Raw genomic sequence first — 23,769 nt, forward strand, 5'->3', positions numbered from 1 at the left:
AACCCCCGCGCCAATCGCAGCGCCCCGGGGCTCGAGCTGGCCGGCTTCATTGGCGGATCACGTCGGCGCCCTTGGGGACGCTGAAGCGGAAGGTGTCGGCCGGCAGCGACGGGTTCTTCTGCATCGCGCTGAAGGTCAGCAGCGTGGTGTTGCCGAACGCGTCGCGCAGCTCCATCGCTTCCAGATTGCCGCCCTTGAAGCCGATTCCGATCCGCTCGAACTGGGTGTCCTTGGCCTTCGGCGTCAGCTCCAGCCATTCGATGCCGTCGCGGGTCGGGCCGTCCTTGACGACGAAGCTCTTCTCCAGGTCGTTGCTGCCGAACAGGATCGCTGCCGGGCTCGAACCGAGCGCGGCGTCCAGCTTGCGCTCGGTGACCTGGTTCAGATCCTTGTCGTAGATGAAGAGCGTCTGGCCGTCGGCCTGCAGCAGCTGCTCGTAGGGCTTGGTATAGCGCCAGGAGAACTTGCCGGGGCGCGAGAATACGAAGGTGCCGCTCGAGGTGCCGGTGACGCGCATCGCCTCGCCGGTGCCCTTGACCTGACGCTGCGTGAATTCGCCGCGTGCGCTCTTGACGGTGGTGACGAAGGTCTTCAGCTGATCGGTGGCGGCGGCTTGCGCGGTGGCCGGGGCCAGCGCGGCCCAGCCCAAGGTGGCGGCAGCGCCGACGGCGGCAAGTGCGGACGCCAGTACGCGATTAGGCATGCAATCGATCCTTGTATTGGGTAAGTGTCCGGTTAGAGCCGGGGAGCGGCGCCGGATTCCGTCCGCGGGCGTCAGCAAGCGTGACACGCGTAACGGCATATTACCGGGCATCGGACCGGCCACCCGCGCGCGCTATTCGTCGCGCGCGCCGCCGGCGGGCGCCAGGATGTCGCGGTTGCCGTTGCCGGACATCGCCGAGACCAGGCCGGCCTTCTCCATGTCTTCGAGCAGGCGCGCCGCGCGGTTGTAGCCGATGCGCAGATGGCGCTGCACCAGCGAGATCGACGCGCGGCGGTTCTTCAGCACGACTTCGACCGCCTGGTCGTACAGCGGGTCGGCCTCGCCGCCACCGCCGATGCCGGCACCGCCGCCCATGCCATCGACACCGATGTCGCCCTCGGCCAGGCCGCCCTCGAGAATGCCCTCGATATAGTTGGGCTCGCCGGCTTCCTTCAGCTTGTCGACCACGCGGTGCACCTCGTCGTCCGAGACGAAGGCGCCGTGCACGCGCACCGGCAGGCCGGTGCCCGGCGCCAGATACAGCATGTCGCCCATGCCGAGCAGCGTTTCGGCGCCCTGCTGGTCCAGGATCGTGCGCGAGTCGATCTTGCTGCTGACCTGGAACGAGATCCGGGTCGGCACGTTGGCCTTGATCAGGCCGGTGATCACGTCGACCGACGGCCGCTGCGTCGCCAGCACCAGATGGATGCCGGCCGCGCGCGCCTTCTGCGCGATCCGCGCGATCAGCTCCTCGACCTTCTTGCCGACCACCATCATCAGGTCGGCCAGCTCGTCGATCACGATCACGATGGTCGGCAGCTTCTCCAGCGGTTCGGGCGCGTCGGGCGTCAGGCTGAACGGATTCGGGATCTTTTCCTCGCGCGCCGCCGCCTCGTCGATCTTCTTGTTGTAGCCGGCCAGGTTGCGCACGCCCATCTTGCTCATCAGCTTGTAGCGGCGCTCCATTTCGCCGACCGCCCAGTTCAGCGCATTGCCGGCCTGCCGCATGTCGGTAACCACGGGACACAGCAGATGGGGGATGCCCTCGTAGATGCTCATCTCCAGCATCTTCGGATCGATCAGGATCAGCCGCACGCTGTCGGCCTTGGCCTTGTACAGCAGCGACAGGATCATCGCGTTGATGCCGACGGACTTGCCCGAGCCGGTGGTACCGGCAACCAGGCAGTGCGGCATGCGCGCCAGGTCGGCGACCACCGGCTTGCCGGCGATGTCCTTGCCGAGCGCCAGCGTCAGCTGCGAGACGCTCTCGTTGTAGACCTGCGAGCCGAGGATCTCGCCCAGCCGCACCGCCTGGCGCTTCGGATTCGGCAGCTCAAGGCCCATGTAGTTCTTGCCCGGAATGGTCTCCACCACGCGGATCGACACCAGCGACAGCGAGCGCGCCAGGTCCTTGGCCAGGTTGACGATCTGGCTGCCCTTGACGCCGGTGGCCGGCTCGATCTCGTAGCGGGTGATCACCGGACCCGGATAGGCAGCCACGACCTTGACCTCGACGCCGAAGTCCTTGAGCTTCTTCTCGATCAGGCGCGAGGTGAATTCCAGCGTCTCGGCGCTGACGGTCTCCTGCGAGACCGGTACCGGGTCCAGCAGCGACAGCGGCGGCAGGTCGGCATCCTGCAGGTCGGCAAACAAGGGCTGCTGCTTCTCGCGCTCGACCCGCTCGTGCTTGGGCACTGCCTGCGGCCGCACGATCTGCACCGGCGCCGCCTCCTCGATGCGCACGCGCTGGACCTCGACGGTCTCGGTGCGCTCGACCTTGGCGGCCTCGCCGATGATGCGGTCCTGCTTGCTTTCGCGGCGCGCCTTGAAGCCGAGAAAGGCGGTCTCGACGAAGGCGCCGACCTTCTCGCAGACCGACAGCCACGAGAAATGGAAGAACAGCGACAGCCCGATCGCCAGCATCAACAGCAGCAGCAGCGTGGCGCCGGTAAAGCCCAGCGCGGTCTGCAGCCAGCCGCCCAGCAGATCGCCCAGCACGCCGCCGGGCGCGCGCGGCAGCGCCTCGCGCAGCGGGTACATGCGAACCGCCTCGAGGCCCATGCTGGCGGCCAGCGTCAGGCCGAAGCCGATCCAGCTGACCACCACGCCCTGGCGCGCCTCTCCGACCTGGTCGGGGAACTCGGCGGTCAGCATGCGCCAGCCGCGCCAGCAGCGGCGCACCAGCAGCACGCCGAGCCAGTAGGCGGAGAAACCGAAGATGAAGAACAGCACGTCGGCGAGCCAGGCGCCGACGCGGCCGCCAAGGTTGTGGATCTGCGCCACCTGATTGGCGTGCGACCAGCCCGGGTCGGCCTTGCTGTAGCTGGCCAGGATGCACAGGAAGGCCAGCGTCGCGGCCAGCAGCAGGAACCAGCGTACTTCTCCCAACAGCTTGCCGATGCGGGAAGGCAGGACGGAGGGATCGGTGCGGGTGGTCGTGGTGGTTCTGGCCATGCGGGGGTACGGATGGCGGCGCGGCACGGCGCCGTACGGAATTGCGGTGGCGGCATTTTACCTCCCCCGCAGGCTATCGCCGCCATTGGAATTTGCAACAATGCGCCAACGCCGGTCCACTTATAATGCGGGTTTTCGATTACCCATGCCGGCGCGCGGCGCACGCCGGCCACAGGAACGCATCATGGCCAAACACGCGAAAGTGCTGATTCTCGGTTCCGGTCCCGCCGGCTACACCGCCGCCGTCTACGCGGCGCGCGCCAACCTGGAGCCGGTGCTGATCACCGGCCTGGCCCAGGGCGGCCAGCTGATGACCACCACCGACGTGGAGAACTGGCCGGCCGATCCGAACGGCGTGCAGGGCCCCGAGCTGATGCAGCGTTTTCTCGAGCATGCCGAGCGCTTCAAGACCGAAATCATTTTCGACCACATCCATACGGCCAAGCTGACCGAGCGTCCGATCCGCCTGGTCGGCGACGCCGGCGAGTACACCTGCGATGCGCTGATCATCGCCACCGGCGCCTCGGCGCAGTACCTGGGCCTGCCTTCCGAGGAAAACTTCATGGGCCGCGGCGTGTCGGCCTGCGCGACCTGCGACGGCTTCTTCTACAAGAACCAGGAAGTGGCGGTGATCGGCGGCGGCAATACCGCGGTCGAAGAGGCGCTGTACCTGTCGCATATCGCCAGCAAGGTCACCGTGATCCATCGCCGCGACAAGTTCCGCGCCGAGCCGATCCTGGTCGACCGCCTGCTGGCACGCGAGAAGGAAGGCCGCGTCGAGATCGTCTGGAACACCGTGCTCGACGAGGTGGTCGGCGACGAGTCGGGCGTGACCGGTGTGCGCATCCGCAATGTGCAGAGCGGCACCACCGAGGAGCGCAAGCTCGCGGGCGTGTTCGTCGCGATCGGCCACAAGCCGAACACCGACCTGTTCGTCGGCCAGCTGGAGATGAACAATGGCTATATCGTGACCAAGAGCGGCCTGTCGGGCGACGCCACGGCCACCAACATCCCGGGCGTGTTCGCCGCCGGCGACGTGCAGGACCATGTCTATCGCCAGGCCATCACCAGCGCCGGCACCGGCTGCATGGCCGCGCTCGACGCGCAGCGCTACGTCGAAGCGCTGAAGTAAGTCTTGTTGCTCGCCTTCGGCGAGCTGTCCTCTCCCCTGCCCCTCTCCCGCAAGCGGGAGAGGGGAAAACCGGCGTGTCCGCTGTCCCTTGGCTTTCTCCCCTACCCCGCGAGCGGAGGAGGGGCAAGCCGGCGTCTCCGCTGCCCCTGGTTTTCTCCCTCTCCCGCTTGCGGGAGAGGGGCTGGGGGAGAGGGATTCCGCCCCTCCACCCGCGCCACCTTCTGCCGCCGATCGTGTTACCTTGCCGGTTTCACGGTCTTGCCCGCCGCCCCGCGGCGGTGCCGCTTTTCCCATCATGAAGCACGGTGCCAGCAAATCCGGCCGCCCTGCCGGTTCGTCCCCCACTCCCGCCCGTACCCGCCTTGGTCTCGACGATCTGGCACGCCTGCGCGACCAGATGAAGGCCGACGCCGAGCGCCGCGAGGCCGAGCGTCTTGCCGCCGAGGAAGCCGCGCGCCAGGCGGCGCTGGAAGCCAACGTGTTCCGCAACAGCATCGGCAATGTCCAGACACTGCGCGATCGCAACCGCGTGACGCCGCCCGCGCGGCGGCCCGAGCCGGTGCCGGTGCAAACCCGGCTCGACGACCAGGCGGTACTGGCGGCCTCGCTATCGGATCACTTCGATGTGGAAAACCTGCTGGAGACCGACGATACGCTGTCGTTCCGCCGCCCTGGCATCGGCAACGACGTCATACGCAAGCTGCGGCGCGGCGAATGGGTGCCGCAGGACCGCATCGATCTGCACGGACTGCGGCGCGACGAAGCGCGCGAGGCGCTGGCCGAATTCCTGCGCCGTTGCGTGCGGCGCGGCGTGCGTTGCGTGCGGGTGATCCACGGCAAGGGCAACGGCTCGCCGGACAAGCAGCCGGTGCTCAAGGGCAAGGTGCGCAGTTGGCTGGTGCAGAAGGAGGAAGTGCTGGCCTTCGTGGAGGCCCGGGGCGCCGAGGGCGGCTCGGGGGCCTTGATGGTGTTGCTGCGTCAGCCGTACGCGTGACGGCTGCCGCGTGACGGCTGCAATTCCCTCCCCCGGACGGGAGAGGGGCAAAACCCGGCGGCGTCAGACCGCCGCTTCGTCCTGCTCGCCGGTACGGATCCGGATCACGCGCTCGATCTCGGTGACGAAGATCTTGCCGTCGCCGATCTTGCCGGTATGGGCCGCCTTGACGATCGCGTCCAGCACGGTATCGAGCTGGCTCTCGGCCACGACCACCTCGATCTTGATCTTCGGCAGGAAGTCGACCACATACTCGGCGCCGCGATACAGCTCGGTGTGGCCCTTCTGCCGGCCGAAGCCCTTGACTTCGGTGACCGTCAGGCCGGTCACGCCCACGTCGGCCAGCGCCTCACGCACTTCGTCCAGCTTGAACGGTTTGATGATGGCGGTAATTTGCTTCATGTCGGCCCCCTTTCTGTCGTGATTGGTTGATGCAAGATTCTAGCCCGCGCGGCGCGATGACGCGCCAAAGCGGGTTGGGGATCACCCCTTGTCGTGTCGATTGCCGGCCTGCGGGGCCGCCCCGCCCTTGCCCCGGGCGTTCGGCGCAGCGGCGGTGTCCGGAATGCGGTCCAGATCGGCCAGCCACGCGCTCGACTCGCTGTCGCTGGGCGCGCGCCAGTCGCCGCGCGGCGACAGCGAACCGCCGGAGCCGACCTTCGGCGCATTCGGAATGCACGAGCGCTTGAACTGGCTGGTGCGGAAGAAGCGGTCGAGGAAGATGCGCAGGTTGCGCTTGATGTCGGCCAGCTCGTACTCGTTGCGCGCGACATGGGCCTCCTCGGGCCACTGCCCCGCCTCGCGGTCGCCCCAGGCATGCAGCGCCAGGTAGGCCACCTTCGACGGCGTGAAGCCGAAGCGCAACGTGTAGTACAGATTGAAATCCTGCAGCTCGTAGGGCCCGATCACGCTTTCGGTCTTCTGGCCCGGCTTGTCGCTGGAATCGCCCGGCACCAGTTCCGGGCTGATATCGGTGCCCAGCACGTCGAGCAGCACCTCGCTGCCACCCGCACCGATCTGGCCCGTTTCGGCGACCCAGCGCACCAGATGCGAGATCAGCGTCTTCGGCACGCTGGCATTGACGTTGTAATGCGACATGTGGTCGCCGACGCCGTAGGTGCACCAGCCCAGTGCGAGCTCGCTCAAGTCGCCGGTGCCGATCACGATGCCGTTGTGGTGATTGGCCAGCCGGAACAGATGATTGGTGCGCTCGCCTGCCTGCACGTTCTCGAAGGTCACGTCGTAGACCGGCTTGCCGTCGGCGAACGGATGGCCCAGGTCCTTGAGCATCGCCAGGCAGCTCGGCCGGATGTCGATCTCGCGCGCGGTGCAGCCGACCACCTCCATCAGCCGCCTGGCCTGCTGCAGCGTGCGGTCGCTGGTGGCAAAGCCCGGCATCGTGAAGCCGAGGATATTGGCGCGCGGCAGTCCCAGCCGGTCCATCGCCTTTGCACAGACCAGCAGCGCATGGGTCGAGTCCAGGCCGCCGGAGACGCCGATCACCACCTTCGAGATGCCGGTGGCCGACAGACGCTGCACCAGCGCCTGCACCTGGATCTGGTAGACCTCGTTGCAGCGTTCGTCGCGCCGCCGGCGATCGGCCGGCACATAGGGGAAGCGCTCGACGCGGCGTTGCAGCGGCAGATCGCGGTCCTCGTCGACCCCCAGCACGAAACCGACGGTGCGGAACTTCGCGACCTCGCCGGCATGGCGGCGCACCGAATCGCCGAACGTCGTCATGTGCATGCGCTCACGCGACAGCCGCTCCAGATCGACGTCCGCGAAGATCATGTGCGAATCGTCGGCGAAGCGCTCCGATTCGGCCAGCAGTTCGCCATTCTCGTAGACCAGCGCCTGGCCATCCCAGGCGAGGTCGGTGGTCGATTCGCCCTTGCCGGCCGAGCTGTACAGATAGGCGGCCAGGCAACGGGCCGATTGCTGCGACACCAGCTGATGGCGGTAGCCGGACTTGCCGATCACGATATTGGACGCCGACAGATTGACCAGCACCGTTGCCCCCGCCAGCGCGGCGAACGACGACGGCGGGATCGGCACCCAGACGTCCTCGCAGATCTCGACATGGAAGCGCAGCAGCGGGATGTTCTCGACCTCGAACAGCAGGCCGGCGCCGAACGGCACGCTCTGGCCCAGCAGGTCTACCTGGTCGACCGTGGCGCAGTCGGCCGCGCTGAACTGGCGCGCCTCGTAGAATTCCCAGTAATTGGGCAGGAAGCTCTTGGGCACGACGCCACGCAGCTGGCCGCCGGCGACCACCACCGCGCAGTTGAACAGCTGATGCTGGACCCGCAGCGGCATGCCGACCACCAGCGCGCACGGCAGCGTGCGCGAGGCCTCGACGATCTCGCCCAGCGCACGCTCGCAGGCGTCGAGCAGGGTCTTCTGATGGAACAGGTCGTCGCAGCTGTAGGCCGACAAACCCAGCTCGGGGAAGGCCACCAGCGCGGCGCCGGCGTCGGCCGCCTGGCGGGCCAGCGCGATGGTCTGCTGCGCGTTGAAGGCGGGATCGGCGACCTTGCAGCGTGGCACGCCGACCGCCACGCGCACGAAGCCATGGGAATACAGATTGAAGAATCGGCTCATCTTGAACACCCTTGTTGTGCGCAGGGCCGCATGGTGCCGGACCGATGCCAGGCGCGGCCACAGGCGATAATGCGAGTCGGCACCTGCCCCGCAACCACCCGCATCACCCCTTCTGGCCGCAGGTCCCACGGACCTCGGCAAGGCACATCGTGAAAGCAAGCAAGTCCATGCCATCCCACGCAGGCAGCGCCGCCATGCCGGCGGAGCGACCCGAGAATTATCGCACGCGTATCGTCGAGAACCTGGCCGACCTCTCGCCGGTGGAGTGGGACGGCCTGCTGGCGCGGCAGCCCGGCCGCACGCCGTTCCTGCGCCATGCCTTCCTGCATGCGCTGCATGCGAGCGGCAGCGCCAGCGACGACACCGGCTGGAGCCCGCGCCATCTGACGTTGTGGAAGGAGACCGCCGACGGCGAGCGCCTGGCCGCGGCGATGCCGCTCTACGCCAAGGCGCACTCGTACGGCGAGTATGTGTTCGACTGGGCCTGGGCCGATGCCTATGCGCAGAATGGCCTGGAGTACTACCCGAAGTGGCTGTCGGCGATTCCGTTCACGCCGGTGCAAGGCACGCGCCTGCTGGCCGAGAACGCGCTGGCGCGCGAGCTGCTGCTGCAGGTCGCGCTGACGCTGGCCGAGCAGAGCCAGCTGTCCTCACTGCATGTGCTGTTCCCCGACGACGCCGAGGCCGAGCTGATGCAGCAGGCCGGCATGATGATGCGCCACGGCGTGCAGTTTCACTGGACCAATCCCGGCTATCCGGACTTCGACGCGTTCCTTGCCACGCTGTCGCAGAAGAAGCGCAAGAACATCCGGGCGGAAAGGCGCCGCGTCGCCGAGGCCGGCATTTCGTTCCGCCATCTGCGCGGCATGGAGATCGGCCCCGACGACTGGCGGCTGTTCCATCGCTGCTATCGGCAGACCTATCGCGAACACCGTTCGACGCCGTATCTGAACCTGGACTTCTTCGAGCGCATCGGCGCGGCGATGCCCGAGCATCTGCTGATGGTGATCGCCCGCCGCGAGGGCCGTGACATCGCCGCCTCGCTGCTGGTCTACGACGACGATCCGGCGGTCAGCACGCTGTACGGCCGCTATTGGGGCGCGCTCGAACACCATCCCTGCCTGCATTTCGAAACCGCGTACTACCAGCCGCTGGCCTTCTGCATCGAACACGGGATCCGCACCTTCGAGGGCGGCGCGCAGGGCGAACACAAGATGGCACGCGGCTTCCTGCCGGTCGCCACGCGCTCGGCCCACTGGCTCGCGCACCCGGCCTTCGCCGATGCGGTCGAGCGCTTCCTCGCGCGCGAACGCGCGGGAATCGATGCGTATCTGGATGAATTGAACGACAGGACGCCGTATGCGAGGACGGCGGGGGAGCCGGGCTAGCGCGGCCAGTGTGAGCGCGAAATAGCTCACGGCGGAGGTGTTCTCCCTCTCCCGCTTGCGCGAGAGGGGTCGGGGGAGAGGGAAACGCCGGTAGTGATGCCAGCGCCGTCAGCGGTTGCAGACGCCCTTTGCCCTCTCCCCCAGCCCCTCTCCCACATGTGGGAGAGGGGAGCCGGTCAGAGGCATCCGAAAGGTCGCGCTACTTCAAACCTTCGCCGCCACCCACTCGCCCACGCCCGCCAGCGCCGCCGGCAGCTTCGCCGGTTCGGTGCCGCCGGCCTGGGCCATGTCCGGGCGGCCGCCGCCCTTGCCGCCGACCTGCTGGGCGACGAAGTTGACCAGCTCGCCGGCCTTGACCTTGCCGGTCGCGTCGGCGGTGACGCCGGCGATCAGGCTGACCTTGCCGTCCTGCACCGCGCCGAGCACGATGGCCGCGCTCTTGAGCTTGTCCTTGAGCTTGTCCATGGTCTCACGCAGCGTCTTGACGTCGGCGCCCTCGAGCTGGGCGGCCAGCACCTTCAGGCCCTTGACCTCGATCGCCTGGCTCGCCAGCTCGTCGCCCTGCGACGCGGCCAGCTTGCTCTTCAGGCGCTCCAGCTCCTTTTCCAGCGCGCGGACCTGGTCCTGCATCTGGCCGATGCGCGGCACCAGCTCGCTCGGCTGCGCCTTCAGCGCGGACGCGGCCTCGTTCAGGCGCGCGTCCAGCGACTGCAGATAGTGCAGCGCGTTGTCGCCGGTGATCGCCTCGACGCGGCGGATGCCGGCCGCAACGCCGCCCTCGACCACGATCTTGAACAGGCCGATATCGCCGGTGCGGGCCACATGGGTGCCGCCGCACAGTTCCTTCGAGCTGCCGATCGACAGCACGCGCACCTCGTCGGCGTACTTCTCGCCGAACAGCGCCATCGCGCCGCTCTTGACGGCATCGTCGAACGGCATCAGCTCGGCGCCGGTGGCCTCGTTGCGCAGGATCTCGGCATTGACGATCTCCTCGACCTCGCGGATCTGCGCCGCGGTCAGCGGTGCGTTGTGCGAGAAGTCGAAGCGGGTCTTGTCGGCGTCGACCAGCGAGCCCTTCTGCTGCACGTGGCTGCCCAGCACTTCGCGCAGCGCCTTGTGCATCAGGTGGGTCGCGGAGTGGTTGCGCATCGTGCGCGCGCGGCGCAGCGCGTCGACCTCGGCGGTCACCGTGTCGCCGACCTTCAGCGCGGCGCCGGCGAGCGTGCCCTGATGGCCGAACACATCGGCCTGCACCTTGGTCGTATCGGCCACCGCGAACACCGCCGCACCGGCCTTGATCTCGCCCTGGTCGCCGGCCTGGCCGCCCGACTCCGCGTAGAACGGCGTGTGGTCGAGCACCACCACGCCGGTCTGGCCCGGCTGCATGGTGTCGACCGAGGCGCCGTCGACGTACAGCGCGACCACCTTGGCGTCATTCAGCACCAGCTTCTCGTAGCCGTGGAAGGTCGTCTTGGCGCCGCTGTACTCGAGGCCGGCGGCCATCTTGAACTTGCCGGCGGCGCGGGCCTGCTCGCGCTGGCGCGTCATCGCGGCGTCGAAGGCCGTCTCGTCGACCGCGACCTGCTGCTCGCGGCAGACGTCCTGCGTCAGGTCCAGCGGGAAGCCATAGGTGTCGTGCAGCTTGAACGCGAGCTCGCCGTCCAGCATGTTGCCGCCCTTGGCCTTCAGGTCGGCCAGCGCCGCGTCGAGAATGCTCATGCCGTTCTCGATGGTCTCGAAGAAGCGCTCTTCCTCGGCCTTCAGCACCTCGACCACGCGCGGCTCGGCCTCGGCCAGCTCCGGATAGGCCTCGCCCATCTGCGCGACCAGGTCGGCCACCAGCTTGTGGAAGAACGGCGTCTTGCGGCCCAGCTTGTAGCCGTGGCGGATCGCCCGGCGCACGATCCGGCGCAGCACGTAGCCGCGGCCTTCGTTGCCCGGGATCACGCCGTCGACGATCAGGAACGAGCAGGCGCGGATATGGTCGGCGATGACCTTCAGCGAGTTGTTGTTCAGGTCGTCGACGCCGGTTTCGCGCGCGGCGGCGCGGATCAGCGCCTGGAACAGGTCGATCTCGTAGTTGCTGTGCACATGCTGCAGCACCGCGGCGATGCGCTCCAGGCCCATGCCGGTGTCGACGCAGGGCTTGGGCAGCGGCGTCATGTTGCCCTGCTCGTCCCGGTTGAACTGCATGAACACCAGGTTCCAGATCTCGATGTAGCGGTCGCCGTCCTCTTCGGCCGATCCCGGCGGGCCACCCCAGACGTCCGGACCGTGGTCGTAGAAGATTTCCGAGCACGGGCCGCAGGGACCGGTGTCGGCCATCTGCCAGAAGTTGTCGGACGCATAGCGCGCGCCCTTGTTGTCGCCGATCCGCACGATGCGCTCGACCGGCACGCCGACTTCCTTGGCCCAGATGTCATAGGCCTCGTCGTCCTCGGCATAGACCGTGACCCACAGCTTCTCGGCCGGAAGGTTGTAGACCTTGGTCAGCAGCTCCCATGCGTACTGGATCGCCTCGCGCTTGAAGTAGTCGCCGAACGAGAAGTTGCCCAGCATCTCGAAGAAGGTATGGTGGCGCGCGGTATAGCCGACGTTTTCCAGGTCGTTGTGCTTGCCGCCGGCGCGCACCGAACGCTGCGACGAGGTCGCGCGCGAGTAGGGCCGCTTGTCGGTGCCGAGGAAGACGTCCTTGAACTGCACCATGCCGGAGTTGGTGAACAACAGTGTCGGATCGTTGGCGGGCACGAGGCTCGACGAGCGGACCACGGTATGGCCCTTCGATTCGAAGAACTGCAGGAACTTGCTGCGGATGTCGGAGACTTTCATGTTTGGGGGCAAGGCGTCCCCGCATGGACATCGCAGGGCGCAGTCGGATTGGATTTGCAAACCGTTGATTATACGGGGAACGCCGCCGCAACGGCAGGCTGGGCCGGTGGTCGCGGGGCCTGCCGGGGCGGCATGCGCGGCATGCAGGCGACACCGCCGCCGAAGTCCGCGGATGTGCGTCCGGCGACCCGCCGGTGGTACAGTGCTGGCTGTCCGGGCCGGGGCGGCCCGCCCGCCTGCGCGCCAGTGCCGTCTGGCTTTGCCGGCCAGGTCTTGCCGGCCCGTCTCGCCGGTCCGTTCCGCCAGCCGGCCTCGCCGCCCTGCCCGATTCGCCGTCCAGCCGCCTCACCGATACCGCCTGATATTCCCATGGGAGCCTTAAGCCACCTCCGCGTTCTCGACCTGACCCGCGTGCTCGCCGGGCCCTGGTGCGCCCAGAACCTTGCCGACTTCGGCGCCGACGTGATCAAGATCGAACGGCCCGGCGCCGGCGACGACACCCGGACCTGGGGCCCGCCCTGGCTGCAGGACGAGTCGGGCCGCGACACCGCCGAGGCGGCCTACTACCTCGCCGCCAACCGCAACAAGCGCTCGGTGACCTGCGACATCAGCACGCCCGAGGGCCAGCAGCTGGTCCGCGAGCTGGCGGCGCAAAGCGACGTGGTGCTGGAGAACTACAAGGTCGGCCAGCTGAAGAAGTACGGCCTCGACTACGAATCGCTGAAGGCGGTCAAGCCGGACCTGATCTACTGCTCGGTGACCGGCTTCGGCCAGACCGGCCCCTACGCCGCCCGCCCGGGCTACGACTTCATCATCCAGGGCATGGGCGGCTTCATGAGCCTGACCGGCGAGCGCGACGACCTGCCCGGCGGCGGGCCGCAGAAGGCGGGCGTGGCGATCTCCGACCTGATGACGGGCCAGTACGCGACCATCGCGGTACTGGCGGCGCTGGCGCACCGCGACCGCACCGGCGAGGGCCAGTACATCGACATGGCGCTGCTTGACGTGCAGGTCGCCATGCTGGCCAACATGAACACCAACTACCTGGCCAGCGGCGTCGCGCCGAAGCGCTGGGGCAACGCGCACCCGAACATCGTGCCGTACCAGACCTTCCAGGCGGCCGACGGCTGGATCATCGTCGCGGTCGGCAACGACGGGCAGTTCCGCAAGTTCGTCGAGGCCGGCGGCCGGCCTGAACTATCGGCCGATCCGCGCTTCGCCACCAATCCGCAGCGCGTGGCCAACCGTGACACGCTGGTGCCGATGCTGGCCGAGATGGTCCGGCCGCGTACGCGCGCGCAGTGGATCGCCGACCTGGAGGCGGCCGGCGTGCCTTGCGGCCCGATCAATACGCTGGACGATGTGTTCGAGGACGCCCAGGTCAAGGCGCGCGGCCTGCGCGTGGACCTGCCGCACCCCAGCGCCGGCGAGGTCAAGCTGGTCGGCAGTCCGATCAAGATGAGCGCCACGCCGCCGCAGGCGGTCCGTCACCCGCCGCTGTTGGGCGAGCATACCGACGCAGTGCTGGGCGAGATGCTCGGCTATTCGCCGGAGCGCATCGCCGAACTGCGGGCCAGGGGCGTGCTGTGACGGTTCGAATGACGATTGGTATCACGGTCTGAGCGATGAATGACGAGGCGGCGGCCGCGGGGCCGGCCGTCGCCCGCACCGATTCCGCCCCTCTCCCATCCTGAACCGAGCCGGAGTACCCATGCAGATCGATGCCTTGCTCGCTTTTCTCCACTTCCTGTCCATCTTCGCGCTGATCACCTTCCTGGTGGCCGAGGCGGTCGTACTGCGGCCCGGCATCACGCCGGCCGCGGTGCGCCGCGTCGGCATCTACGATCTGCTGTACTTCGGCTCCGCGATGGCGGCGCTGGCCACGGGCCTGCTGCGGCTGTTCTACGGCGCCAAGGGCGTCGAGTTCTATCTGCCCAACCCGTGGTTCCACGCCAAGATGACGGTGTTCGTGCTGATCGCGCTGTGCTCGCTGCCGCCGACCTTCCGCTTCCGCCGCTGGCGCGTGCAGGCCGCGGGCCAGGCCGGCTTCGTGCCGTCCGACGCCGAGCTGAAGGCCGCGCGCCGCTGGGTCATGATCGAAGCGCATCTGCTGATCCTGCTGCCGCTGTGCGCCGTGATGATGGCGCGCGGGCTCGGCATCCGCGGCTGAGTCCGGCCGCCAGGACGGCGAAGACACGCAAGACACTGAAGACACCCAAGACCGATACGAAACCAATACGAGGCGCCGGCGGACCCGCCGCGCCCGCCGATTCCCAAACCTGCTGACTGGCTACCATGTTCAAGACCTTCGCCGCCAACGCGCTGAGCGCGGCCGCCCTCGTGGCGTCCGTCGGCGCCGCCCTGTTCGCCGCTCCGGCCGCTGCCCAACCGCCTGCCGCCGCCTGGCCGAGCAAGCCGATCAAGTTCGTCGTGCCCTATCCGGCCGGCGGTCCGCTCGACACCGTCGCCCGCGCGATCGGCGACAAGCTCAAGGACTCGCTCGGCCAGCCGGTCGTCATCGAGAACCGGCCCGGCGCCGGCGGCAACCTGGGCGCCGACTACGTGGCCCGCCAACCGGCCGACGGCTACACCATCGTGATGGGCGCGGTCGCGACGCACGCGATCAACCCGACGCTGTTCGCGAAGATGCCGTACGACCCGATCAAGGACTTCACGCCGATCACGCTGGTTGCGGACGTGCCCAACGTGCTGGTGATGCACCCGGGCAAGGCCGCCGAGCTGCACATCGAATCGGTGCGCGACCTGGTCGAATACGCGCGCAAGAACCCGGGCAAGCTGGACTACGCCTCGGGCGGCAACGGCAGCGCCGGCCATCTGTCGGGCGAACTGTTCAAGAGCCTGGCGAAAGTCAGCATGGTCCATATTCCCTACAACGGCGCCGCGCCGGCGCAGTTGTCGGTGCTGTCGGGCCAGACCGACCTGATCTTCGACAACCTGGCCTCGGCCAGCGCCAATATCAAGGCCGGCAAGCTCAAGGCCTTCGCCGTGACCACGCCGGCGCGCGCCAGCGCCGTGCCCGAACTGCCGACCATCGCCGAGGCGGGCAAGGGCCTGGGCCTGGAGAGCTTCGACATCTCGACCTGGTTCGGCGTGTTCGCGCCGGCCAACGTGCCGCGCGACGTCGTCGACCGTCTCAATCGCGAGATCGTCGCGATCCTGAAGACCGACGAGATGAAGGCGCGCATGGCCCGTATCGGCGCCCAGCCCGCGCCGACCACGCCGGAACAGTTCGGCGCGCTGGTGCAGCGCGAGTTGAAGAAGTACGCGCAGATCGTCAAGGCCTCGGGCGCGAAGGTCGACTGACGACATCTGCCCGGCCTTCCCCGGCTGGCGCGATAGCGGCCCGCCGCCCGTCATGGGCGGCGGGCCGTTTCCTTTTTTGACATCGACATTGCCGCGCGGACGGATTTAACGATGTTTGCGCATGCCCGGACATGGCCTTGCCCCTATCGTGAGCCACGCGACTACCAGGTTGCTTGCGAATCGAAACGCCCTCGGGGGACATCATGGCCGTCAGCCACATCGACTTCGACATGCCGCTGCCGCCTGCCGCCTGGCACGGCGGCTGTCACGTGCAGTGCAGCGCCGACGGCAAGCTGGAGCTCGGCAGCAGTTTCGGCATGGCGCTGCGCGCCGGGCTTCACCGGACCTTCCGTATCGGCAAGACCAGCGCCGACGCCGCGCGCAACCGGGCGTCATGGCGCGCGCTGATCGCCGCGTTCGAAAGCCGGGGCGGCGCCGCGGTACGCGAGCGCCTGTGCCGCGCCAGCCTGGCCCTGCCCGGCGATCGCGTACCGGGCCTGACCATCGCAGACCGCATCGAGCGCGGCAGCTATCTTTCCCACGCGGCGCTGCACCAGGTGTTCCAGCTGTTTCGTTGCTCCCTCTCCGTGCACCGCGCCAATCAGCGGCTCTATGCCGAATTGCTGACCGCGGCCGCCAATTCCGCGACGGCCACGCCGCTGTACGCGATGCTCGATGGCATCAGCCTCGGGCTCGGCGGCACCGTCGGCCACGGCGCTGCCTGTCCGTTGCCCGCCACCCGCGCCTACGTCGCCGAACAGCTGAAGCTGGGACTGCAGGCGCAAACCACGCGGGCGCGCCAGCGCGATCCCGCCGTGCTGCTATCCACGCTGGCCAGTTGCGCCCCCGAGCTGGCGAGCCCGAACAACATCGCAGGACGCGACCGATGGCTGCGCGAATACGATCGCCGTCTGCGCGCCGGACCGATCCAGCAGGCGGCGATGAGCCCCAGCGAACGCAAGGCCTGCGACCGGGAGGCCGCGGTCGCGGGATTGCTGGCCGAATTGAAGCACGGGGAACTGGTGCGCGACCTGAAGCAGAACGAAGCCGACATCGCGCAAAAGCGGTCCCGGTTGGCACGCGAGTCCGACGACGATGCCGACCACGAAGCCGGCGACAAGCTGACCGATCTGCTGACCAACCGCACCGGCCTGCTCGCGGCGCTGAAGGAGCGCGAGCTGCACGACGTGCTGCGCCGTTGCGATGGCGAACTGGCACTGAGCCCGCTAAGCCAGGACGCGACGCACATCCGCTCGCTGATGCAGCGCCGCAGCCATGCGCGCGCGCAACTGGACGGCAACCTGGCGGTGCAGAAGCAGCGCGACCTGATCCGCGCCGATCTGGTCAAGGGTTTGTGCGTGGCCGTACAGCAGGAAGTCGATCGCCATACCGCACGCGGCGAACGGATGGACGAGGCAGCACTGCTGCGCGTCGTCGACGCGAAATTGTCGGACCCCGCCTGCCTGCGGCAGTTTCTCGCGGCCCGCAACCTGCAATATCTGCACGACCTCGGCCATGGACACGAGCGGGCCGCGGCCATTGCCGCGCTCGTGCGCGCCAGCGATCGGTATCCGTTCGACGAAGCCACACGAGGCGAGCTCGACAGCAGCGACTTCCAGTGGCTGTCCGCCGCGCTCGAAGCCGGCGAAACCGAAGCCGTGGCCCTGAACCACCGCCCCATGCTGAACGGCGCGCGCAAGCTGTTCGCGCGCTTCTTCCGGGAACGCTGGCCGATCGCCGCCATCTGCGACAACGTTGCCGCGCTGCTCGACGACTTTGCCGAAGACCACGGCCACGCGTCGCACCGGCGCGGCGGCTATCCGGCGATCCCGCTGGAGGCACGCTGGCAGGCCGGCGTACATGCGCTGCACGACCGTATCCGCAACGCCGAGCTTGGCCCGTCCGATGTGATCGGCGTCATGTTTCCCGCGATCAAGTCGTTTCTGCGCGCACGGCACGAGGTCATGGAGCAGGTGCGCCGCGACATGCTGCTCGCCGAAGCCCGGCTCGACGAACTGCGCGGCCTGTTCCCCGAACTGTCGGACTGGACCACCAGCGTGCCGGCCGGCGCGATGGCCGCAACGCTGCTCGACCTGGCCAGCGTCCACATTACCGGCCGGCTGATGAACGCACACAATCGGCGCCTCGAAGCCAGGCGCGTGCAAGACGTGGCGCAGCAGGAAGGGCAGCTTGCGGTCAGGGCGGCCCGCACGCTGGACGGCTCGCTGCAGCAGTGGGCCAGCCTGCGCGACCAGTATCGCGCCAGGATGGCGGACCACGGCATTGACGAGCCCGATGCGGGCGGCCCCGGCCGGGACGGCGGGACCGGCTGGCAGTTGGCGGAGCTGGACAAGGATGGCAACAGCGCGCTCGCCCACACGTTGCGGCAGCAATGGGACCATGCCGACCGCCATGCCTCGATGGCGCTGGGCGACACCGCCAATGCGCTGGAGAATCGCCTGGACGCGGAAATCGAGCAGCTACGCCGGCAATCGGCGGCGCAGATGGGGAATCTCAAGCGGGATATCGAGCGGACACTGCGCGACGCGCTCGAAGGCAGCCGGTCCAGGCCCGGCATGCTGGAAACCGTCTGCGACGTGCTGGAACGCGCGAGTGCGAAACTGCCGGGCTGGCTGGCCCCGATGAACCACGAAGGCGAACTCGACGCGAACCACGCCACGCGCCGACAGGCGCTGGAACTGCGCGAGGCGGCAGCGAATGCGCTGCCGTTGATCGACCGGATCCGGCGCGAGCACGTCGTCCCCCTCGACCATACCGCCGACCTGCCGGACGCCGCGGTCGCGCCATACCGTGAGGACCTGCAGGCGGTGCACCGGGCGCTGGACGCGCTGGCCCACTCGCTGCAATGGGTCGTCTCGACAATACGCATCGCCGGCATGGAAATGCCCGATCCCAAAGGCGATACCGGCAAGTTCGCGCTGTCCGACCCGTCCCGCCAGCAAGTGCAACGCAGCAAGCCCTCTGCCGGCAAGATCGTGCTCGACCTGTATAGCGGCAAGCTGCCCCCCGTGCTGGGCTGGACCGTACGCCAACTGGTCAATATGGGAGCATTGCGCTAAGCCTGCCGCGGCAACCTCAACCCGACTTGCAAGATCCGGCCATCCTCCATGCGCGCCGCGGTCAGGGTCAGTCCCGCGATCTCGACCGCGTCGCCTTCCACCGGCGGCGTGGCAAAGGCGTTCAGCATCGCGGCCTCGAGCGTCGACGGATATTCGCTCGGCGTCAGATCCCGCGTGCCGTACAGTCCGGCGACGTCGCGCAGCAGCGCGTCGCCCGACAGAACGAAGTCGTGCGGGACCTGTTGCCAGACCGGCGCCCGCTCCGGCGTGCTGAACAGCCGCGCCAGCGTCGGCACGCTGCTCGCCGGCCCCAGCACCGAGATGGTATCGCCGGCGTGCAGCACGGCCCGTTCGGGCGGCATCAGCGCCTCGTCGCGGACCACCGTCATCAGGCGGCAACGCGGCGGCAATTCCAGCCGATCCGCGCGCACGCCGGCCGCCGCCGAGTCGGGTTCGACCTCGAACTGCATCAGGTCCATCGCCGGCGCGCGCGTGCCGTGCAGGCGTTCGCGCGCCAGCGGCTCGGGATACGCTGGCCGCAGCACGCGCCCGAGCCGCGCGGCGAACGGTACCGTGGTCCCCTGCAGCAGCAGGCTGGCCAGCACCACGGCAAAGGCGATGCGGAACAGCAGGCCGGCATCGGGCATGCCTTGCAGCAGCGGGAACAGCGCCAGCACGATCGGCACCGCGCCGCGCAGTCCCATCCACGCGATGAAACCCTTCTCGCGCGCATTGAAGCGGAACGGCAGCAGCGAAATCCAGACCGCCAGCGGACGAGCGACCAGCATCAGGAACAGCGCCACCGCCATCGCCGGCACTGCCACGTCCCAGATCCGGTGCGGCGTCACCAGCAGGCCCAGCAGCAGGAACATCGCCGACTGGGCCAGCCACGCCATGCCGTCCATCGCCCGCATCGCGTCGGGGCTGACCGCGCGGTCGCGGTTGCCGATCAGCATGCCGGTCAGATACACCGCCAGAAAGCCGCTGCCGCCGGCGCTCTGCACGATCGCGAACACCATGGCGCCGCCCGAACACAGCAGGATCGCCTGCAGTCCCTCGGCGACCCGGATGCGCTCGAGCACATTGGCCAGGCAATAGCCGAGCGCCAGGCCCAGCGCGCCGCCGACGCCGAACTGCACCAGCAGCCGCCACAGCAGCGCGCCGCCACCGAGCCCTTCCGGCGCATGGATCCACTCGATCAGCGTCAGCGTCAGGAAGATCGCCATCGGATCGTTGATGCCCGATTCGATCTCCAGCACGCTGGCGACCCGCTCCTTCAGCCGCACCCCGCTGCTGTTGAGCAGCGAGAAGACGGCGGCCGCGTCGGTCGAGCCGACGATCGCGCCCAGCAGCAGGCCGAGCTTCCAGTCGATCTCCAGCACCCAGGCGGCGAACAGGCCGACCAGCCCGGTGGTCAGCAGCACGCCCACGGTGGCCAGCGCCAGCGACGGCCGCAACGCGACCCGGAAGGTTTCGTACCGGGTTCGCAGTCCGCCATCGAGCAGGATCACGGCCAGCGCCAGATTGCCGACCAGGAAGCTGAGCCAGGTATTGGAGAAGCGGATTCCGCCCGGCCCGTCCACCCCGGCCAGCATGCCGACCAGCAGGAATACCAGCAGGAACGGCACGCCGATGCGCGAAGAGAAGGCGCCGACGACGATGCCGAGCGACATCACCACGGCGCCGATCAGGATCACGTGTTCAATGCTTTCCAAACTGGCCCTTGCAAGTAACGGTGGAGGAGGCGACGACGGCGTACGCCGTCGCATGAATGCGCACGACGGCGCGGCGGCGCGGCATGACCGCCGCGGCGCTGCCGATGATAGCCGACGGCCATGACGGCACCGCCGCGGTCCACGGCACCGCCCTCCGGTACGACCGGTCAGGCGGCTTCGGCGGGGACCTAGGGAGATACCCTCACATTGACCAAGTTTGCAGACATCTGAAAGGTCGCTGAAAGGTGGCGCCCTTACCTTCCCCCTGCCTGCGGACGGGGAGGGTGCCGCGCGCGATTTCGTTGCACCGCACAAACGCCGCAACGGCCCGTCGCGACACCATGAGACCAGCGCCATCGACGCGCGGCTCACAGCACCGCAAGCACCAGTTTTGTCAAATCGAGGAGAATCATTTTGCGCATACGTAGCCAAAAGGACTTTGCCTCCGGCCTGATGTTCATCCTGGTCGGATTCGGCTTTTCCTGGGTCGCTCGCGGCTATTCGATGGGAACCGCCGCGAAGATGGGCCCGGGGTATTTCCCGTTCTGGCTCGGCGTCGTGCTCGCCCTGCTGGGCGTGCTGGTGCTGATCGGATCGATGTCCAGCAAGGGCGAGGGCGACGAGCTGGCCCGCTGGGATATCAAGCTGCTGCTGTGGATCCTCGGTTCGGTGGTGCTGTTCGGCCTGCTGCTCAAGCCGCTGGGCATGGTGCTGTCGGTGATCGTGCTGGTGCTGGTGTCGTCGATGGCCAGCCACGAGTTCACATGGCGCGGCGCGATCCTGAACACCATCGTGCTGGTGCTGATCAGCATGGGCGCCTTCGTCTACGGCATCAATCTGCAGATGCCGGTGTGGCCGGCCTTCATTACCGGCTAAGGAGCGCCAGATGGAACTGCTAACCAACCTGGGCATCGGCTTCTCGACCGCCCTGACCTTCCAGAACCTGGCCTACGCGTTTCTCGGCTGCCTGCTCGGCACGCTGATCGGCGTGCTGCCCGGCCTGGGACCGCTCGCGACCATCGCGATGCTGCTGCCGATCACCTACACGCTGCCGCCGGTGGCCGCGCTGATCATGCTGGCGGGCATCTACTACGGCGCGCAATACGGTGGCTCGACCACCGCGATCCTGGTCAACCTGCCGGGTGAATCGTCCTCGGTGGTGACAACCATTGACGGCTACCAGATGGCGCGGCGCGGCCGCGCCGGGGTGGCGCTGGCGACCGCGGGCATGGGCTCGTTCTTCGCCGGCTGCGTGGCCACGCTGATCCTGGCCGGCTTTGCCGCGCCGCTGTCGGAACTGGCGTTCAAGTTCGGCCCCGCCGAGTACTTCTCGCTGATGGTGCTGGGCCTGATCGGCGCCGTGGTGCTGGCCTCGGGCTCGCTGGTCAAGGCGATCGCGATGATCGTGCTGGGCCTGCTGCTGGGTCTGGTCGGTACCGACGTCAACTCGGGCGCGGCGCGCTTCTCGTTCGACGTGCCGGAACTGACCGACGGCCTGAACTTCGTGGCCGTGGCGATGGGTATCTTCGGTTTCGCGGAAATCATCGCGAACCTGGAGCAACGCGAAAAGCGCGAGACCTTCACCGACAGCATCACCAACCTGTTCCCGACCAAGGAAGACTTCAAGCGCATGGTCCCGGCGGTGCTGCGCGGCACCGTGCTCGGCTCGGCGCTGGGCATCCTGCCGGGCGGCGGCGCCTCGCTGGCTTCGTTCGCGGCCTACACGCTGGAGAAGAAGTCGTCGAAGTATCCGCAGGAGTTCGGCAAGGGCGCGATCGAAGGCGTGGCGGGTCCGGAATCGGCCAACAACGCCGCTTCACAGACCTCGTTCATTCCGCTGCTGACGCTGGGCATCCCGCCCAACGCGGTGATGGCACTGATGGTCGGCGCGATGACGATCCACAACATCCAGCCGGGTCCGCAGGTGATGACCAGCAACCCGCAGCTGTTCTGGGGCCTGATCGCCTCGATGTGGATCGGCAACCTGATGCTGATCATCCTGAACCTGCCGCTGATCGGCATCTGGGTCAAGCTGCTGAAGGTGCCCTACCGCTTCCTGTACCCGGCCATCCTGACGTTCTGCTGTATCGGCGTCTACTCGGTCCAGAACACCACCTTCGACGTGTTCCAGACCGCGGCCTTCGGCGTGGTGGGCTATCTGTTCCTGAAGCTCAAGTGCGAACCGGCGCCGCTGCTGCTCGGCTTCGTGCTCGGACCGATGATGGAAGAGAACTTCCGCCGCACGCTGCTGCTGTCGCGCGGCGAGTTCTCGGTGTTCTTCACCCGTCCGCTGTCGCTGAGCCTGCTGATCGCCGCCGCGATCCTGGTGCTGATCGTGGCCCTGCCGTCGATCAAGGCCAAGCGCGAGGAAGCGTTCCAGGAAGAATAAGAAGCAACGATGCAAGACGTGAAACGGGGTGCCGGCCGGCACCCCGTTTTTTTTTGGGCCCCGATCGATGCGAACCCGGCCTAGCGCGGCGCGCAGAACAGCGCCGCGCACGCCGCGCGGATCGCCTCGGTGATATGCCGGCGCGCATGGTCGCGCCGCTCCAGCATGCCGATGGTGCGCCATACGGGCTCGCCGCCGGCCTCCAGCGGCAGCACCCGCAACGCCTCGTCGTCGCGCCAGCGCGCCCGCTGCAGCAGCGGCACCACGGTGACGCCGACCTGCTGCCGCACCAGTTCGACCAGTGCCTCGATCGAATTGAGTTCGAGGAACTCGTTGACGCGCAGATGCGCGCGCCGCAGGGCCCGCTCGACCAGCATGCCGGTCAGCTGCGTGCGGTCGAAGCGCAGGAAGGCCTGCCCCGCCAGCGCCTGGCGCGCATCCGTGGCGGCGCTGCCGGCCGCGGCGATCGCCACCAGCGGCTCCCGATACAGCGGCGTCCAGCGCAGCGCCCCCGCCAGCCGGCCCGGCCCCTCCACCACGATGGCCGCGTCGAGCTCGCCGGCCTCGACCAGCGTCGCCAGCTCGATCGACTTGGCGCCGACCAGCCGGACGTCCAGCGCCGGATGCTCGGTCTTCATGCTGGCCACCACATGCGACAGGCCGCCCATCACCGACACCACCGCGCCGACGGCGACCGCGCCCGCCATCGCCTCGGGCGTCTCGGGCGCGGCGCGCATCTCGTCGTACAGCGCGAGCAGCTGGCGCGCGCGCGGCAGCAGCTCGCGCCCGCCCGCATTGAGCACGACCACGCGCCCGGTCCGATCGAACAGGTCGCGCCGCAGTTCGCCCTCCAGCGCGCGCATCTGCAGGCTGACCGCGGCCTGGGTCAGCGCGACATGGCCGGCGGCGGCGGCGAAGGAGCCGTGCTCGGCGACCGCGACAAAGGTGCGAAGAAAGCGAATGGTGCTCATAACATAAGGGGAAGCGGCCCTCGCCGGATGGCCGGGACAGCGTTCAATGAAACCCTGAAGCGCGACCTGAAGTCGGCCCGAAGTCGGCCCGAAGTCAGCCCGAAGTCAGCCCGAAGTCAGCCTTAAGGGAAACTTGAGGCAAAAGAAAGAAATATTAGCTTTCATTATGTAAAGCTGCACGGAATAATG

16 protein-coding genes are annotated in these 23,769 nt (G+C 68.0%); 9 read left to right on the plus strand and 7 right to left on the minus strand.

All coding sequences use genetic code 11. The annotated features are described in order from the left end of the window. Positions 1–46 precede the first annotated feature (46 nt). Entirely contained in the window at positions 47–703 is a 657-nt protein-coding gene (gene lolA, locus B551_RS02560; protein WP_023263422.1) for an outer membrane lipoprotein chaperone LolA, read from the minus strand. 132 nt (positions 704–835) lie between these two features. Then, on the minus strand, positions 836–3,157 hold the full coding sequence (locus tag B551_RS02565) for a DNA translocase FtsK (RefSeq protein WP_023263423.1): 2,322 nt from the start codon (positions 3,155–3,157) through the stop codon (positions 836–838). A 184-nt stretch (positions 3,158–3,341) separates the two neighbouring features. Between B551_RS02565 and trxB the strand changes: the two genes are divergently transcribed. Together trxB and B551_RS02575 are read left to right on the plus strand one after the other, a co-directional pair. Continuing rightward, the gene (trxB, locus tag B551_RS02570) at positions 3,342–4,289 is read left to right on the plus strand and encodes a thioredoxin-disulfide reductase (protein WP_043437006.1); all 948 of its coding nucleotides are present in this window, start codon (positions 3,342–3,344) and stop codon (positions 4,287–4,289) included. Positions 4,290–4,584: 295 nt separating this feature from the next. After that, positions 4,585–5,283 carry a Smr/MutS family protein gene (locus tag B551_RS02575; protein ID WP_023263425.1) on the plus strand — a complete coding sequence of 233 codons (699 nt, stop codon included), beginning with the start codon at positions 4,585–4,587 and terminating at the stop codon, positions 5,281–5,283. 63 nt (positions 5,284–5,346) lie between these two features. Here B551_RS02575 and glnK read toward each other — a convergent pair whose 3' ends face one another. Then, positions 5,347–5,685, minus strand: a complete 339-nt coding sequence (gene glnK / locus B551_RS02580; protein ID WP_006578394.1) for a P-II family nitrogen regulator — start codon at positions 5,683–5,685, stop codon at positions 5,347–5,349. Between the two features lie 81 nt (positions 5,686–5,766). Further along, entirely contained in the window at positions 5,767–7,884 is a 2,118-nt protein-coding gene (locus tag B551_RS02585; protein WP_043437009.1) for an NAD(+) synthase, read from the minus strand. A 167-nt stretch (positions 7,885–8,051) separates the two neighbouring features. On the opposite strand from B551_RS02585, the gene B551_RS02590 reads away from it, so the two are divergent. Further along, positions 8,052–9,272: a GNAT family N-acetyltransferase gene (locus B551_RS02590; protein WP_052511241.1), complete on the plus strand. Its 1,221-nt coding sequence runs from the start codon at positions 8,052–8,054 to the stop codon at positions 9,270–9,272. A gap of 204 nt (positions 9,273–9,476) precedes the next feature. Here the strand turns inward: B551_RS02590 and alaS are convergent, their stop codons facing one another. Next, positions 9,477–12,101, minus strand: coding sequence for an alanine--tRNA ligase (alaS, locus tag B551_RS02595; RefSeq protein ID WP_006578397.1), 2,625 nt, complete (start codon positions 12,099–12,101; stop codon positions 9,477–9,479). 369 nt (positions 12,102–12,470) lie between these two features. On the opposite strand from alaS, the gene B551_RS02600 reads away from it, so the two are divergent. The 4 genes from B551_RS02600 (at position 12,471) to B551_RS02615 (ending at position 18,505) form a co-directional block, all read left to right on the plus strand. After that, complete coding sequence (locus tag B551_RS02600) at positions 12,471–13,691, plus strand: CaiB/BaiF CoA-transferase family protein (protein WP_006578398.1); 1,221 nt, start codon at positions 12,471–12,473, stop codon at positions 13,689–13,691. Positions 13,692–13,812: 121 nt separating this feature from the next. Further along, the gene (locus B551_RS02605; RefSeq protein WP_006578399.1) at positions 13,813–14,271 is read left to right on the plus strand and encodes a DUF2214 family protein; all 459 of its coding nucleotides are present in this window, start codon (positions 13,813–13,815) and stop codon (positions 14,269–14,271) included. Between the two features lie 125 nt (positions 14,272–14,396). Next, entirely contained in the window at positions 14,397–15,425 is a 1,029-nt protein-coding gene (locus B551_RS02610) for a tripartite tricarboxylate transporter substrate binding protein (RefSeq protein WP_006578400.1), read from the plus strand. Between the two features lie 203 nt (positions 15,426–15,628). Further along, on the plus strand, positions 15,629–18,505 hold the full coding sequence (locus B551_RS02615) for a hypothetical protein (protein WP_006578401.1): 2,877 nt from the start codon (positions 15,629–15,631) through the stop codon (positions 18,503–18,505). Here the strand turns inward: B551_RS02615 and B551_RS02620 are convergent. Then, positions 18,502–20,220 carry a potassium/proton antiporter gene (locus tag B551_RS02620; RefSeq protein ID WP_023263427.1) on the minus strand — a complete coding sequence of 573 codons (1,719 nt, stop codon included), beginning with the start codon at positions 20,218–20,220 and terminating at the stop codon, positions 18,502–18,504. The genes B551_RS02615 and B551_RS02620 overlap by 4 nt on opposite strands. Positions 20,221–20,634: 414 nt before the next feature. Between B551_RS02620 and B551_RS02625 the strand changes: the two genes are divergently transcribed. Both B551_RS02625 and B551_RS02630 read left to right on the plus strand, forming a co-directional pair. Further along, the gene (locus B551_RS02625; RefSeq protein ID WP_006578403.1) at positions 20,635–21,096 is read left to right on the plus strand and encodes a tripartite tricarboxylate transporter TctB family protein; all 462 of its coding nucleotides are present in this window, start codon (positions 20,635–20,637) and stop codon (positions 21,094–21,096) included. Positions 21,097–21,106: 10 nt separating this feature from the next. Then, positions 21,107–22,609: a tripartite tricarboxylate transporter permease gene (locus B551_RS02630; RefSeq protein WP_006578404.1), complete on the plus strand. Its 1,503-nt coding sequence runs from the start codon at positions 21,107–21,109 to the stop codon at positions 22,607–22,609. A gap of 80 nt (positions 22,610–22,689) precedes the next feature. On the opposite strand, the gene B551_RS02635 is transcribed toward B551_RS02630, so the two are convergent. Continuing rightward, positions 22,690–23,580: a LysR substrate-binding domain-containing protein gene (locus tag B551_RS02635; RefSeq protein WP_023263428.1), complete on the minus strand. Its 891-nt coding sequence runs from the start codon at positions 23,578–23,580 to the stop codon at positions 22,690–22,692. Positions 23,581–23,769: the final 189 nt, after the last annotated feature.

Origin of the sequence: Cupriavidus sp. HPC(L), from assembly GCF_000307735.3 — a bacterium.
In the GTDB taxonomy this organism is placed as follows: domain Bacteria; phylum Pseudomonadota; class Gammaproteobacteria; order Burkholderiales; family Burkholderiaceae; genus Cupriavidus.

Excerpts from the sequence above, each read along its gene's own strand:
- B551_RS02590 (WP_052511241.1), top strand. The coding sequence starts at position 8,052 with ATGCCATCCCACGCAGGCAGCGCCGCCATGCCGGCGGAGCGACCCGAG.
- B551_RS02630 (WP_006578404.1), top strand. The coding sequence starts at position 21,107 with ATGGAACTGCTAACCAACCTGGGCATCGGCTTCTCGACCGCCCTGACC.
- B551_RS02600 (WP_006578398.1), top strand. The coding sequence starts at position 12,471 with ATGGGAGCCTTAAGCCACCTCCGCGTTCTCGACCTGACCCGCGTGCTC.
- B551_RS02605 (WP_006578399.1), top strand. The coding sequence starts at position 13,813 with ATGCAGATCGATGCCTTGCTCGCTTTTCTCCACTTCCTGTCCATCTTC.
- trxB (WP_043437006.1), top strand. The coding sequence starts at position 3,342 with ATGGCCAAACACGCGAAAGTGCTGATTCTCGGTTCCGGTCCCGCCGGC.
- B551_RS02565 (WP_023263423.1), bottom strand. The coding sequence starts at position 3,157 with ATGGCCAGAACCACCACGACCACCCGCACCGATCCCTCCGTCCTGCCT.
- glnK (WP_006578394.1), bottom strand. The coding sequence starts at position 5,685 with ATGAAGCAAATTACCGCCATCATCAAACCGTTCAAGCTGGACGAAGTG.
- lolA (WP_023263422.1), bottom strand. The coding sequence starts at position 703 with ATGCCTAATCGCGTACTGGCGTCCGCACTTGCCGCCGTCGGCGCTGCC.
- B551_RS02635 (WP_023263428.1), bottom strand. The coding sequence starts at position 23,580 with ATGAGCACCATTCGCTTTCTTCGCACCTTTGTCGCGGTCGCCGAGCAC.
- B551_RS02575 (WP_023263425.1), top strand. The coding sequence starts at position 4,585 with ATGAAGCACGGTGCCAGCAAATCCGGCCGCCCTGCCGGTTCGTCCCCC.
- B551_RS02585 (WP_043437009.1), bottom strand. The coding sequence starts at position 7,884 with ATGAGCCGATTCTTCAATCTGTATTCCCATGGCTTCGTGCGCGTGGCG.
- alaS (WP_006578397.1), bottom strand. The coding sequence starts at position 12,101 with ATGAAAGTCTCCGACATCCGCAGCAAGTTCCTGCAGTTCTTCGAATCG.
- B551_RS02610 (WP_006578400.1), top strand. The coding sequence starts at position 14,397 with ATGTTCAAGACCTTCGCCGCCAACGCGCTGAGCGCGGCCGCCCTCGTG.
- B551_RS02615 (WP_006578401.1), top strand. The coding sequence starts at position 15,629 with ATGGCCGTCAGCCACATCGACTTCGACATGCCGCTGCCGCCTGCCGCC.